This window comes from Streptomyces sp. A1277 (assembly GCF_004795015.1).
Lineage (GTDB): Bacteria > Actinomycetota > Actinomycetes > Streptomycetales > Streptomycetaceae > Streptomyces.
Genome location: NZ_SSBI01000001.1, coordinates 37,850 through 50,458 on the forward strand (window position 1 = coordinate 37,850; position 12,609 = coordinate 50,458).

The following is a 12,609-nucleotide window of genomic DNA, read 5'->3' on the forward strand; positions in this document are numbered from 1 at the left end:
CGGTCAGGTCGGTCAGGTCCAGAGCGCCTCGGCGAGCGCGATGCCGGCGAAGGCCGCGCCGAGGCCCACGGCCACGCTCGCCACCGCGTTGGCGGCCGCGTAGAACCGGGCCCCGTCCTCGGCCAGCCGCAGTGTCTCGTAGCTGAACGTGGAGTACGTGGTCAGCGCCCCGCAGAACCCCGTCCCGACCAGCAGTTGCAGGTGGGAGGAGGCGGCCCCCGCCGTCACCGCGCCGGTCAGCAGGCCCAGGATCAGGCAGCCGGCCATGTTCACCGCGAACGTCCCCCACGGGAAGACCGTGTCGTGGCGGGACTGCACGGCCCGGTCGGTCAGATAGCGCAGCGGGGCGCCGACCGCCGCGCCGACGATCACCAGCAGCCAGTTCACCGCTGCTCTCCCGGTATGCCGGGACCGGCGGAGCCCTCGTGGGCGCCGGGGCTGTCCCGGCAGACGATCTCGCAGGCGTCGAGCGTGACCGGGCAGCCATCGGTCAGCTCGGCGATCTGCGGCAGGAACGCCCGTACCGCCGCCTCCGCGTCCACGATGATCACGGCCACCGGCAGGTCCTCGCTCAGCGACAGCAGCCGCTGGGTGTGGATCATCGACGAGGCGCCGAAGCCCTCGATGCCCCGGAAGACGCTCGCCCCGGACAGACCGGCCGCGTGCGCCCGGTGCACGATCTCCGTGTAGACGGGCCGGTGGTGCCAGGTGTCGGACTCGCCGACCAGCACGGTCAGGCGCAGGCCGGGTCCGGTCACGGGTGTCGTCATGCCTGCCTCCAAGCCAGTGCGCGGCGCGTCAGCCACACCGCGCTCCACACCGCCGCGAGGGCCGCGAGCAGTGTCGTTCCCAGATAGACGAGCCCGGTGCCGGCCCGGCCCTTCTCCACGAGGCGCGCGATGTCCACCGCGTACGTGGAGAAGGTGGTGAACCCGCCGAGTACCCCGGTGCCGAAGAACGGCCGCACCAGCCGGTGCGCCGCCCACACCTCGCTGATCACCACCATGAACACGCCGATGACCGCGCAGCCGATGACGTTGACGACGAGGGTCGTCCAGGGGAAGCCGCCGGTCGTGGTGGGCCACAGGAGCGAGGCCCCGTAGCGGGCGGACGCGCCGGTCGCGCCGCCGAGCGCGACCGCGGCGACGACGGCGGTCTGCGGGTGGGTCCTGAGGTTCCCGAGGATCCCGAGGGCCCCGGGCCTGGTGCCGGGCATACGTCTCCTACCTGCCGGGGCGCCCACCGGACGTGGGCGCGCGTCTGCGCAAGTAGGGACCGTTGGCGGCGCATCACCGGCCGCGGTTCGGGTACGGCGGGCCCCACCGCCGCGCGTCGGCCGTCACCGGCCTTCGCTGTCCCCAGGGTAGCGCCGCGCGGGGACGGGAACGCGACGGGCCCGGGGCGGGCCCCGCCAGGGCGGGGCCGGCTCGCGGCGGATTGGGGCGGCCCCGCCAGGTCCGGACCCGCTCCCCGGCGCTATCCCCTCTCCCCGGCGGTATTCCTCTGCCCGGCGGTATTCCTCTACCCGGCGGATTTCACCCGATCGGCCACCTCATCTGCGGGCCGGACGACGAAGCCGCAGGGTGGAGCCATGTGGCCCCATCGAATATGGCTGGGTGTCGCGGTCCTCCCGCTGGTCCTCCTGGTACCGCGGGACGCCCCGGTGCCCCAGGTCCTGGCCGAGCCCCCTGCCTCCTCCACCCGGGAGCGGGCGCGGACCGTGCCGCAGCCGGTGATCGTCAGCCGGGCGGCCTGGCACGCGAACGAGTCCATCGTCCGGGAGCGGGCCGTCTACACGGGTGCCGTGCGGGCGGTCTTCATCCACCACACGGGGGAGTCGAACGACTACGACTGCGCGGACGCCCCCGACCTGGTGCGGGCGGTCGAGCAGTCCCACATCGAGGGCAACGGCTGGGACGACATCGGTTACAACTTCCTCGTCGACCGGTGCGGAACGATCTACGAGGGCCGGGCGGGCGGCATCACGCGTTCGGTGCGCGGGGCGCACACCACGGGCTTCAACGCCGACAGCGTGGGCATCGCGGTGCTGGGCGACTACCGCAACGGCGAGAAGGTCCCGGCGGCCGTGGTGCGGGCGCTGGCGGAGGTGGCGGCGTGGAAGCTGCGGCCGGACGCCGACCCCGAGGGCAAGGTGCGCCTGGTCTCGACCAACGACGAGAGCAGGTACCCGAAGGGGAAGGCCGCGGTGCTGAACGTCATCTCCGGCCACCGCGACACCTATGAGACGACCTGCCCCGGCCAGGCGCTGTACGACGCGCTGCCGGCGATCCGGGCCGCGGCGGCGGCCCTGCGCGAGGGGCGGGGGACCGGTGAGGGCCGGACGGACACGGAGGACGCCGGGACCCCTCACCACTCTCTGCACTAGTGCATAACGTATGTATACCTAGTGCGAATTCCAGGTATGGTCCCCCCATGTCAGCTACGCGCCCGCTCCCCGTGACCCTGACCGGCGACCACGTCCGCGTCGAACCGCTCGCCCTCCGCCACCTGAACGACCTCTTCGCCGCCGGCGGCGACGACGACGAGGTCTGGCGCTGGCTGGGCCCGACGCCCCGCACCCCGCAGGAGCTGGAGACCAAGCTCGCCGCTCTGCTCGCGGACGCGTCCTGCGTCCCCTTCGCCGTCATCCACCTGGCGAGCGGCCGGGCGGCCGGCTGGACCACGTACCTGGACATCGACGTGGAGCACGAGCGCCTGGAGATCGGCTCCACCTGGTACGGCCGCGCCCGCTGGCGCTCGGCGGTCAACACCGAGACGAAGCTGCTCCTGCTCACCCACGCCTTCGAGGAGCTGGGCATGGGCCGCGTCCAGCTGAAGACCGACCACCTCAACGAGCGCTCCCGGAAGGCGATAGCCCGCCTCGGCGCCCGCCACGAGGGCGTCCTGCGCCGCCACCGCCGCCGCCCGGACGGCACCTGGCGCGACACGGTCTACTTCTCCCTGCTCGCGGACGAGTGGCCGGAGGCGAAGGCGCGGCTGGCGGGGTGGCTCTGACGGCGGGGACGTTGTCGTACGCGGAAGCGCCCCGCTGGCTTACCCAGCTGGGCGCCCGTGTGAAGCGTTGACCCTCGCGCCTACTCCGCAGCGCCGAACTGGCCCGCGCCGGTAGCTGCGGCAAACGACGACAGGGCCGTGCGCGGGAACAGCAGCGCGGGTCCGTGCGGGTCCTTGCTGTCGCGGACGGCCACGGTCCCGGCATCGACGATGCCGCACTCGACGCACTGCGCCCCGCTGTCGCTGTACGAGGACTTCCACCAGGTCACGGGCAGGGTGGAGGCGTCGTGGATGTTGCTCATGTGCTTTTCCTTATCTCTGTGATGAGGTCCGCCGACGCCTCAACGGAAAGCGCGGCGGCACTCAGCCGTTGCCAGGCATCCCGGTGAGCGGCGACCTGCTCGCGTTCCTCGACATACAGGGCTGAGGTCAGCCCCTCCGTGTGGACCACATCGAGGTCTGCATGTGGGCCAAAACCCAAAACGGTAAAGCTCCCCAACTGCCCTACGTGCAAAGGTGCATTGGCGGGCAGTACCTGGATGTTGATACTCGGCCGCTTGCCCATGGTGAGAAGCCGACCAAGCTGCTCACGCATGAGACCGTCAGTGTCGGAGGTTGAGCGCAGCGACTGCTCGGCAATGATCGCCCATAGGGTGAGCGGCTCCTCGCGGGTGAGTACTGCCTGTCGCGCGAGGCGTACCTCCACCAGGGCGTCGACGCGCGCCTCGACCGCCTCGGACATGGCCGTTGCTCGGATGATGTCGCGAGCGTACTCGCCGGTCTGGAGCAGGCCGGGGATCACGCCGAGCTGCCACGACGAGATCGATTCCGCTTCGGTCTCCAGGCTGATCAGATCCTCGTACACGGGCGTGAGGACGCCTCGGTATGAGTGCCACCAGCCGCGCTGTGCCCCCTCTTTGGTGAGCGTCAGCAGGGCGGCGCGCAGTTCGTCGCTCACCTCGCGCCCGAGTTCGGCGTACAGGTCGAGCAGTGCGTCGATGTCCTTGGCCTTGGATGCGCTGCGAGCCGTCTCGATCCGCGAAAGCTTCGAGTAAACGAACTGGCCCTTGGATCGCTCGGCGACCTCTTCGAGGGTGAGTTCGCCGCGCAGCGCGCGCAACTTCGCACCGAGGCGCCGACGGCGCACTGTAGGCGCACTCACTTCTTTGCCCTCCCCTTTGGTGGCGTGCTCGACAGTCTGCCGTGACGGCTCATCGCCTGTCACCTGAGCACTTCGCACTGGTGCCGCACCTTCTATCGATAGATGCAAATTTCTATAATCTCTCGATTGTGCTTGCACAATCAGTAGTCGAGCCAGCACTCTCATGTGACGAAAAATCGCAGCTTCTTGGAGTGTGCGACGGCACTCGCGCGCGTTTCGAAGCACACCGTGAGGGGACACGCATGATCGAACGGTGGCGGACGGATTCGGCCGCCTGTTGTGCACCACCTGTTGGCCCGCCGCCCGTTCTGTTACTCGCAGGCGAGGCCCAATCCGCCAAAGCCACCCGGAACTTCGTGCGCGAGTTCGTCCCGTACCACGTTCCGGGCGTATCCGAGGAGTACGTCGAGACGGTCGCCCTGGTCGCATGCGAACTGGTCACCAACGCGATCCGCTACGGCACCGAGCCCGGCGACTCCGTACGCGTCGTGCTCGACGCCGACGACAACCGGACGCGCGTCGAGGTGCACGATCCAGTACGCCGACGCCGACGCCCCCGGCCCCGGCCCGTATCCCACGAACGCGACCGTGGGCGCGGCCTGATCATCCTCGACGCACTGTGCCCCGGCGCCTGGGGAGTTGACGACGTCCCGCTCGGCAAGGCGGTATGGGCGGAGGTGAAGGCGACGTGATTCCGCCACGCCTCGCAGGAGGCGGCCTCGACGTGCCACCCGGCCCCGGCTTCGTCGCTTCGGTGGCCGCCGCGACCGGCATCCACCACGGCGAGGCCGGCGACCTCGCCCAGCTCCTCATCACGCACCCGGGGCCGCGCCGGACGAACGAGACGCCCGAGACCGTCGAACACGGCATGAGACGCCTCGCGGCAGCACTGCGCCTCGGGCCCGGCGACAAGCGGCCCCCGGTGATCGGCGCACGGATAGCGATCCACCGCGGGCGCGCCGCCCTCGACTACGGCCACGACCAGTACGTCATGACGATTCCTCCGCCGTCACGGGACTGGCTCGTTCTGCTCGGCGCGGGCGCCCCTTGCCGTGTCTGCCCGGTGGTCCCACCGCTCCCTCTCGGCGCCGATCAGGCCGGGACCGACGCGCACCTGCGCGAAAGCCTCGCCGCCGGCCTGGTCGCGTGGCGAACCACCTACGCCCGCCGCCGCTTCTGATCGCGGTCGGGCCGAACGTCAGCACGCCGCCGGCCCAGTGGATTACGCTGCTGGACCATGAAGACCGGGACGGCCTCGCGCCACGCACGGATCGGTGACCCGGCGCCCCTTTGAGCGCCGAACGGGTCGGTTGCGGCCCGCTGTCCGAGCGAGCAACCGGAGCCGCCGCCGCGCGGGCTCCGCCTCCGTCGTGTTGACCAGTACATGTGACATCTCAACCACGACAGGAGCACTCATGACCGTCAAGACGCTGCGCATCCCCACCGAGGACGGGCAGGCCGACGCCATCGCCGCCTTCCCCGACGACGGTGAGCGGCACCCCGGAGTCCTGATGTACGCGGACGCCTTCGGCATCCGGCCGGTGATCCAGGAGATGGCCCGAGAGCTGGCCGGGCACGGCTACTACGTGCTCGTCCCCAACTTCTTCTACCGCAACGGCCCCACCCCGGTGGTCGACCTTCCCGAGTACATCGGGGAGGAGTCCCGGCACGCTCTCATCGCCCGGTTGATGCCGTTGATCGAGGCGCACACCCCCGAACGCACGGCGAGCGACGCCGACGCCTACCTCTCGTTCCTGAGCGCCCAGCCCGAGGTCGCCGATGGTCCGGTCGGGGTGACCGGCTACTGCATCGGCGGTCTGCTGGCGACGCGCACCGCCGCCGCCCATCCCGGCCGGGTCGCCGCGGTCGCCGCGTTCCACGCCCCGGTGGGCGCGGACGGGCCGGGGCTGTTCGCCGGGCTCACCGCACGGGTCCACCTCGGCCACGCCGCGAGCGACCTGACGCCCGAGGCCCTGGCCGACCTCAACAAGGAGCTGGACGCCGCGGGTGTCGACCACACCTCGGAGATCTACCCCGACACCGTGCACGGCTTCACCATGTCCGACACCGACGCCTACAGCGCCGCCGGGCTGAAGCTCCACTGGGACCGCCTGCTCCCGCTCCTGGACGGTGTCCTGCACAACGGCTGAGGTCGCGGGCGCCGGTCAGCAGCCGCCGGTGAAGCGGTCCGGCCCGTACGCCGAGTCCAGCCGGTAGGTCCCGCCCTCCGGCACGGTCAGCCTCGTCCACTCGCCGTCCTGCCGCAGGCAGCCCCCGGCCCCGCCGCCGGCGGCCCGCACCCGCAGCCACGGCGAGTAGGCGATGCGTACGGTCACCGAGCCGGCGCGCGGCATCCGCACGACCAGCAACGCGTCGTCGCCGCCGACGACCGTGGCGGGAGCCGGTGCCAGCGGGACGGCGTCCCGGACCCGGTAGATGGTCCAGCCGTCGTCCCGCCAGACCTGCTCCAGCCAGGGAAGACCACCCCTGACCAGGGCCGCTTCGGCCTCGGCCGAGCCGTCCGGCCGGCCGTCGTGCAGCACGACGTGGCTCACGGCCCACCGGTCGAGCCAGGCCCGGTAGCGGTCCGGGGTGAGGGTGCCCTCGTAGAAGAGCCGGCCGCGCTCGACGTCGAGCTGGCGGTTCCAGCCCCGGGCCATGTTCACGTGCGGGGCGAGGACGGCCGCCTCGCGGTGGTTGCGCGCGGGCACGACCTCGACGCGGCCCCGGTCGGCGCCCAGGCGGTCGAGTGCGGCGACGACGCCGTCCGTGTGGGCGGCCCAGGCCGGCACGGGGGTGGAGACCCGCAGGTCGTCCACGGTCTTGTCGATGAGCCAGAGCCCGGACAGCACGAGGGCGGCGGAGAGCACACCCGTACGCACCCACGCCCTGGCCCGGACGGTGTCGAAGACGGCCGCGCACAGCACGGGCACGGCGACGAGACCGAGCAGCCGCTCGACGTTCGTACCGATCGGGGAGGCGACGAGGAAGGTGAGGAACACGCCGACGGCGTAGACGGCGGCGCCGTAGCGCGTCACCCGCCACTCCCGCGCACGGGGAGCCGCGGCCACGAGGACCGCGCAGATCAGGACCGGCATCCACAATCGGTTCGCGGGCATGGGCTGTTCGCCCCGGAACGGGAAGAGCAGCGTGGTCGCCCCGACCACCGCGAAGAACGGGACCCCCAGCACGGCCCCCCTCCGCCACCGGCGGTCGAGGAGGTAGGCCGCGCCCGTCACGACGAGGAACAGCCCCGCCACCGGACTCGCCATCGTCGCCAGCGCACCCGACACCACGGCGATGACGACCCGGTCCGCGTACAGGCAGGCGACGAGCCCGATGGCGACGCCGAGCGCGAAGGTCGTACGCCCCGACGCGACGTTGCACCACAGGGCGAAGGCGGCGAGCAACGCGGGGACGAGCGCGTGCCGCATGCCCGTACGGACGAGGAGGCGGGCCATGAGCCAGGTGGCCGCGAGCCCGGCGATGACGGAGACCGTGCGGACGCCGAGGAAGGCCATGGCGTACGAGGAGAAGACGCTGTAGTTGGCGGTGTGCGTGCCCCCGAACCAGAAGAGGTTGTACGCGGAGCCCGGGTGCCGTTCGGTGAATCCGGCCCAGGCCAGCTGGGCGGCGAGGTCCCCGCCCCCGGTGGCCAGGACCGCGGCCCATACGGCGTACAACGGCACGACGGCCGCCACGGCGACGAGCGGCACGCGGTGGACCCGCCACCACGGCTGCCGCCCTGCCCCGGGCTCCGGCTCCGGCCGCCCTTGCCCCGGGCGCCGGCCACGCGGCTGTTCCCGGTCACGCGGTTGTTCCCGGTCACGCGGTTGTTCCCGGTCACGCCGCGACCGGTCGTCCGAGCCCGTCCGTACTTCTCCACCGACCACCACCGGACAAACCCTAGAGGCTGCGGAACGGCGGGCGGTCCGGGGCAACGGACGGAACCCGGCGTGTCCCACCGGGTGCTGTGCCATCTTTCGATCAAGGGATGAAGATCACGCGGCTGATGACGGCGGAAGGTGGGAGCGACATGACCAGCGAGGGCCCCCGGCTGTACGAACTTCTCGACGACCGGTTCCGCGCGGGCCGGTGCATGAACGGCGACGAGGACCTGGAGGTGCTGTACACCGGCTGCCGGTGGGCCGAGGGCCCGGTGTACGTGCCGGCCTGGCGGCAGGTGGTGTGGAGCGACATCCCCAACGACCGGATGCTGCGCTGGGACGAGGAGACCGGGGCCGTCGGCGTCTTCCGCCGCGCGGCCGGCCACCCGAACGGCAACACCCTCGACCGCGAGGGCCGGCTCATCACCTGCGAGCAGGGCAACCGGCGGGTGACGCGGACCGAGCACGACGGCACGGTCACCGTGCTCGCGGACCGCTGGCAGGGCAAGCGGCTGAACAGCCCGAATGACGCGACGGTCAAGTCCGACGGCTCGATCTGGTTCTCCGACCCGGACTTCGGCATCACCAGCGACTACGAGGGCTACCGCGCACAGAGCGAGATCGGCGCCAACAACGTCTACCGCATCGACCCCGCCACCGGGGAGGTCCGGCTCGTCGCGGACGGCTTCGACGCGCCCAACGGCCTGGTCTTCTCGGCCGACGAACGGCAGCTCTTCGTCTCCGACACCCGGGCCGGCCACATCCGCGTCTTCGGCATCCGGGACGACGGCACGCTCACGGAGGGCAGCGTCTTCGTCGAGGCGGGCGTCCGCCTGGAGGCCCGCTTCGACAACCTCCGCTTCGACGACGGCGGCCGGCTCTGGGCGGCCGCGATGAACGACGGCGTGCACTGCTACGACCCCGACGGCACGCTCATCGGCCGGCTCAACGTGCCGGAGGCGGTGGCGAACATCTCCTGGGGCGGCCCGAAGCGGAACCGTCTCTTCATCACGGCGGAGACGAGCCTCTACTCGGTGGTCATGGGCGTCACGGGAACGCACCCGACGGGCCCGGGCCACCGCCCCTGGCAGGCCCGGAACGAGCCCGCCCCGACACCCTCTCCGTGGTCCTGACCGACCCCGCAAGGCGCCCCGAAACTTTCGAAATGGGGGACGCAGCAAGCTCGAAACACGATCGGTCGGATGCCAATTAGCGGGCTGCCAATGACGAGAAGGGTGATCCTGACCTGCTGCTCTCTCCAACTCCCTTGTCCAGCTGGGCAGTCGAAGGTTTCGCAACTAGTGCCGAAACTATTGACACCCCCTGGGGCCGGTCCAACACTGAGCGCCGTCGGCAGGCCCCCGCCGACGCCGACCTGGTCACGAGGACGAGGAGGAGCTCCGCACATGTACGCCACACCCGCACATCCGACGAGCCACCCGCGAGGCCGCACCAGACCCACGGACGGCCTCAGGCTGTTCATCCGCAGCGCCTTCGCCCTGCTGACGGCCGCCCTCGCCGCGATCGCCCTGCCCGGCACGGCCACCGCCGACACGACCGTCACCTCGAATCAGACGGGCACCAACAACGGCTACTACTACTCGTTCTGGACCGACAGTCCCGGTTCCGTTTCGATGAACCTCGGGTCCGGCGGCAGCTACGGCACGTCCTGGAGCAACACCGGGAACTTCGTCGCCGGCAAGGGCTGGAGCACCGGCGGGCGCCGCAGCGTGACCTACTCGGGCTCCTTCAACCCGTCCGGCAACGCCTACCTGGCCCTCTACGGCTGGTCGCAGAACCCGCTCGTGGAGTACTACATCGTCGACAACTGGGGCACCTACCGGCCCACCGGAACCTTCAAGGGGACGGTCACCAGTGACGGCGGCACGTACGACATCTACGAGACGACGCGGACCAACGCCCCCTCCATCGAAGGCACCAGGACCTTCCAGCAGTACTGGAGCGTCCGGCAGTCCAAGCGCACCGGCGGCACCATCACCACCGGCAACCACTTCGACGCCTGGGCCCAGCACGGCATGAACCTCGGCTCCTTCAACTACATGATCATGGCCACCGAGGGCTACCAGAGCAGCGGCAACTCCAGCATCACCCTGGGCAGCACCTCCGGCGGTGACAACGGGGGCGGCAACGGCGGCGGGACCGGCGGCAACACCGGCGGTGGCGGCGGGAACGGCGGCTGCACCGCGACCCTGTCCGCCGGCCAGCAGTGGAACGACCGCTACAACCTGAACGTCGCGGTCTCCGGCTCCAGCAACTGGACCGTGACGATGAACGTCCCGTCCCCCGAGAAGATCCTCTCCACCTGGAACATCAGCGCCAGTTACCCCAGCGCCCAAGTACTGACCGCCAAACCGAACGGCAGCGGCAACAACTTCGGCGTCACCATCCAGACCAACGGCACCTGGACCTGGCCCACGGTCTCCTGCAGTACGGCCTGACCCACAGATCGCCCCGGGGTGGCGGCGGTCGCCCCGGGGCGCCTGAGGTGGCGCGGAGGGCTCAGGCGCCACAGACGGCTCAGGCGCCTCAGCTCTCGCAGGTGTCGCAGCTGCCACAGGTGTCTTAGAGAACGGGCGGACGCCCCAGGCGCGTCATCCGCCACACCGTCCGCCACCGCATCGTCGCACGTGCCCCGGCCGGTGTCCCGACCCCCTCGGCGAACCCACCCCACCACGCCTCCAGCCCGGCACACTCCACTGATCGACAAGCCCCAGCCGGGCCCGGCACGGCCCGGCATCACCCCGCATCACCCCGCATCACTCGGCATGACGCGCATCGCCCGGCATCACTCGGCATGACGCGCATCGCCCCGCATTACCCGGCAGGGCCCCGATGCTAGGCGGTATCCGCCGGGCGCGTGGCCGCCGGGACCGCGGGCGCCGGGACCGCGGGCGCCGGCCCGGTCACGCCGATGCTCCGCTGTCGATGACCAGGTCGGTGCCGACCACCGCGCCGGCCGCGGGCGAGGCGAGATACAGAACCGCGGCCGCGACCTCCTCGGCCTCCGCGAGCCTGCCGAGCGGGTTCTGCGACTTCACCCGCTCGGTCCGCTCCGCCTCGGTCTCGCCGGGCCGGAGGGACATGGGGGCGGCGGAGGCCCCCGGGCTGACCGCGTTGATCCGGACGCCCTGGTGGATGTGGTCGAGAGCGGCGGCGCGGGTCAGCGCGGAGACGGCCGCCTTCGAGGTGATGTAGGCGGCGGCGTGCGGTATGCGCTGGTGGGCGCCGAGATTGGAGGCGATGTTGACGATGGCCCCGCCGCCGTGGTCCCTCATGTGCGCGATCTCGTACTTCATGGCCAGCCAGACGCCGGTGACATTGGTCCGTATCACCGCGTCCCAATCGTCCTCGCTCACGTCCGCCGCCGGGCCGGCGCCCCGGAGTATCCCGGCGTTGTTGACGGCGATGTGCAGCCCGCCGAAGCGTGCGGCGCTCTTCTGCACGAGGTGGCGGACCTGGTCCGAGTCGGTGACATCGGCGGTGACGGCGGCCGCCGTTCCCCCGGCCGCCTCGATGAGGCCCACCGTCCCGTCCAGGGACGCCCGGGTGCGTCCCGCGACCACCACCGAGGCGCCCTCGGCGGCGAAGGCCAGCGCGGTGGCCCGGCCGAGACCGGAGCCGGCGCCCGTGACGAGCGCGGTCCTGCCGATGAAGCGGTTCACTTCCCCAACTCCCCTGTGTCTGCGTGTCTGCGTGCCTGTGGGTCTGTGGGGCTGTGTGTCTAGGTGTCTTCGTGGCTGTCTGTCGGTCATTGCCCCGCCGAACCAGTAATGCTGGAACGATCGGTCTAATATGAGGTCACGCCGAGCCGCCCTCGCGGTCTCTGTCCACGGCTGCGGCGATGCCCGCCCATCCTCCAGCGGGGATCGTTCAGCCCTGGGGCGCGTTCAGTCCAGCAGGGCCAGGGCCTGCTCGGTGGCGTCCCGTATCCGGGCGGGATCGCTGGACGCCTTGCCGACGACCCGCACGCCCTGGAGCAGGACGAGCAGCATCCGGGCCAGCGCGCGCGGGTCGCGGCCCTCGGGCAGCTCGCCCTGGGCCCGGGCCCGTATGAGCGCGCAGTGCAGCGGGGTTTCGAGGTGCTCCCAGCTGAGCTCGACCCGGCGGGCGGCGGCGGGATCGTGCGGGGCCAGCTCGGCGGCGGTGTTGGTGATGAGGCAGCCGTGCAGCCGCCCCTCGGCGGACGAGGCTTCCTCGGCGAAGCGGCGTACCACCGACCGGACCGCGGACAGGGCGGGCCCCGGCTGGGACAGCTCGGCGAGCAGGAGCGGGTCGCGCCCCTCCGCGTACCGGTCCATGGCCTTCAGGTACAGCTCGTGCTTGTTGCCGAAGGTGGCGTAGATGCTGGCCCGACCGATGCCGAGGTGCTCGACGAGGTCGGCCATCGACGTCGCTTCGTAACCGCGCTGCCAGAACAGCTCCAGGGCTGACTGCAGCGCGGCCTCCGGATCGAATTCCTTGGTCCTGGCCACATCGAAGATCATAGACCGAACTGGAACGATCGGTCAATTATGAATCCAGTGC

At 71.1% G+C, this 12,609-nt stretch carries 15 protein-coding genes and 1 pseudogene; 7 read left to right on the forward strand and 9 right to left on the reverse strand.

Going from position 1 to position 12,609, the window contains the following annotated elements; all coding sequences use genetic code 11:
- Nucleotides 1-12: 12 nt before the first annotated feature.
- Genes crcB (E6R18_RS00170) through crcB (E6R18_RS00180) form a run of 3 tightly spaced genes read right to left on the reverse strand, consistent with a single transcriptional unit; the run spans nt 13 to nt 1,216 of the window.
- Nucleotides 13-387, reverse strand: a complete 375-nt coding sequence (crcB, locus tag E6R18_RS00170; RefSeq protein ID WP_136314768.1) for a fluoride efflux transporter CrcB — start codon at nt 385-387, stop codon at nt 13-15.
- Entirely contained in the window at nt 384-770 is a 387-nt protein-coding gene (locus E6R18_RS00175; protein ID WP_136314769.1) for a DUF190 domain-containing protein, read from the reverse strand. The genes crcB (E6R18_RS00170) and E6R18_RS00175 overlap by 4 nt, the downstream gene beginning before the upstream one ends.
- Entirely contained in the window at nt 767-1,216 is a 450-nt protein-coding gene (crcB, locus tag E6R18_RS00180; RefSeq protein WP_136314770.1) for a fluoride efflux transporter CrcB, read from the reverse strand. The genes E6R18_RS00175 and crcB (E6R18_RS00180) overlap by 4 nt, the downstream gene beginning before the upstream one ends.
- Nucleotides 1,217-1,591: 375 nt before the next feature.
- Here crcB (E6R18_RS00180) and E6R18_RS00185 point away from each other — a divergent pair, with 375 nt between their 5' ends.
- Both E6R18_RS00185 and E6R18_RS00190 read left to right on the forward strand, forming a co-directional pair.
- A complete protein-coding gene (locus E6R18_RS00185; RefSeq protein ID WP_136314771.1) occupies nt 1,592-2,386 on the forward strand; it encodes a peptidoglycan recognition protein in 795 nt (264 codons plus the stop codon).
- Between the two features lie 47 nt (nt 2,387-2,433).
- Nucleotides 2,434-3,015: a GNAT family protein gene (locus tag E6R18_RS00190; protein WP_136314772.1), complete on the forward strand. Its 582-nt coding sequence runs from the start codon at nt 2,434-2,436 to the stop codon at nt 3,013-3,015.
- Between the two features lie 80 nt (nt 3,016-3,095).
- Here E6R18_RS00190 and E6R18_RS00195 read toward each other — a convergent pair whose 3' ends face one another.
- Both E6R18_RS00195 and E6R18_RS00200 read right to left on the reverse strand, forming a co-directional pair.
- Nucleotides 3,096-3,317, reverse strand: coding sequence for a DUF397 domain-containing protein (locus E6R18_RS00195; RefSeq protein WP_136314773.1), 222 nt, complete (start codon nt 3,315-3,317; stop codon nt 3,096-3,098).
- Nucleotides 3,314-4,177 carry a helix-turn-helix transcriptional regulator gene (locus tag E6R18_RS00200; RefSeq protein ID WP_136314952.1) on the reverse strand — a complete coding sequence of 288 codons (864 nt, stop codon included), beginning with the start codon at nt 4,175-4,177 and terminating at the stop codon, nt 3,314-3,316. Before E6R18_RS00200 ends, E6R18_RS00195 begins: the two co-directional genes overlap by 4 nt.
- A gap of 242 nt (nt 4,178-4,419) precedes the next feature.
- On the opposite strand from E6R18_RS00200, the gene E6R18_RS00205 reads away from it, so the two are divergent.
- The 3 genes from E6R18_RS00205 (at nt 4,420) to E6R18_RS00215 (ending at nt 6,327) form a co-directional block, all read left to right on the forward strand.
- A complete protein-coding gene (locus tag E6R18_RS00205; RefSeq protein WP_136314774.1) occupies nt 4,420-4,869 on the forward strand; it encodes an ATP-binding protein in 450 nt (149 codons plus the stop codon).
- A 32-nt stretch (nt 4,870-4,901) separates the two neighbouring features.
- Entirely contained in the window at nt 4,902-5,357 is a 456-nt protein-coding gene (locus E6R18_RS00210) for a hypothetical protein (protein WP_168712246.1), read from the forward strand.
- A 235-nt stretch (nt 5,358-5,592) separates the two neighbouring features.
- Entirely contained in the window at nt 5,593-6,327 is a 735-nt protein-coding gene (locus E6R18_RS00215) for a dienelactone hydrolase family protein (protein WP_136314776.1), read from the forward strand.
- A gap of 15 nt (nt 6,328-6,342) precedes the next feature.
- On the opposite strand, the gene E6R18_RS00220 is transcribed toward E6R18_RS00215, so the two are convergent.
- Nucleotides 6,343-7,893, reverse strand: a complete 1,551-nt coding sequence (locus tag E6R18_RS00220) for a hypothetical protein (RefSeq protein WP_136314777.1) — start codon at nt 7,891-7,893, stop codon at nt 6,343-6,345.
- Between the two features lie 320 nt (nt 7,894-8,213).
- Here E6R18_RS00220 and E6R18_RS00225 point away from each other — a divergent pair, with 320 nt between their 5' ends.
- Entirely contained in the window at nt 8,214-9,197 is a 984-nt protein-coding gene (locus tag E6R18_RS00225; protein WP_136314953.1) for an SMP-30/gluconolactonase/LRE family protein, read from the forward strand.
- Between the two features lie 273 nt (nt 9,198-9,470).
- Nucleotides 9,471-10,523 carry a glycoside hydrolase family 11 protein gene (locus tag E6R18_RS00230; RefSeq protein ID WP_240799526.1) on the forward strand — a complete coding sequence of 351 codons (1,053 nt, stop codon included), beginning with the start codon at nt 9,471-9,473 and terminating at the stop codon, nt 10,521-10,523.
- A 124-nt stretch (nt 10,524-10,647) separates the two neighbouring features.
- Here the strand turns inward: E6R18_RS00230 and E6R18_RS34540 are convergent.
- From E6R18_RS34540 to E6R18_RS00245, 3 genes and pseudogenes are all read right to left on the reverse strand, one after another.
- Nucleotides 10,648-10,773: pseudogene (locus E6R18_RS34540) on the reverse strand (glycosyltransferase family 2 protein); the annotation flags it as partial.
- A gap of 215 nt (nt 10,774-10,988) precedes the next feature.
- A complete protein-coding gene (locus E6R18_RS00240; protein ID WP_136314778.1) occupies nt 10,989-11,747 on the reverse strand; it encodes an SDR family oxidoreductase in 759 nt (252 codons plus the stop codon).
- Nucleotides 11,748-11,972: 225 nt separating this feature from the next.
- Nucleotides 11,973-12,557: a TetR/AcrR family transcriptional regulator gene (locus E6R18_RS00245; RefSeq protein WP_136314955.1), complete on the reverse strand. Its 585-nt coding sequence runs from the start codon at nt 12,555-12,557 to the stop codon at nt 11,973-11,975.
- Nucleotides 12,558-12,609 lie beyond the last annotated feature (52 nt).

Coding starts and splice junctions, on each gene's coding strand:
- E6R18_RS00175 (WP_136314769.1), bottom strand. CDS start 770: ATGACGACACCCGTGACCGGACCCGGCCTGCGCCTGACCGTGCTGGTC.
- E6R18_RS00185 (WP_136314771.1), top strand. CDS start 1,592: ATGTGGCCCCATCGAATATGGCTGGGTGTCGCGGTCCTCCCGCTGGTC.
- E6R18_RS00195 (WP_136314773.1), bottom strand. CDS start 3,317: ATGAGCAACATCCACGACGCCTCCACCCTGCCCGTGACCTGGTGGAAG.
- E6R18_RS00190 (WP_136314772.1), top strand. CDS start 2,434: ATGTCAGCTACGCGCCCGCTCCCCGTGACCCTGACCGGCGACCACGTC.
- E6R18_RS00230 (WP_240799526.1), top strand. CDS start 9,471: ATGTACGCCACACCCGCACATCCGACGAGCCACCCGCGAGGCCGCACC.
- E6R18_RS00215 (WP_136314776.1), top strand. CDS start 5,593: ATGACCGTCAAGACGCTGCGCATCCCCACCGAGGACGGGCAGGCCGAC.
- E6R18_RS00225 (WP_136314953.1), top strand. CDS start 8,214: ATGACCAGCGAGGGCCCCCGGCTGTACGAACTTCTCGACGACCGGTTC.
- crcB (WP_136314770.1), bottom strand. CDS start 1,216: ATGCCCGGCACCAGGCCCGGGGCCCTCGGGATCCTCGGGAACCTCAGG.
- E6R18_RS00205 (WP_136314774.1), top strand. CDS start 4,420: ATGATCGAACGGTGGCGGACGGATTCGGCCGCCTGTTGTGCACCACCT.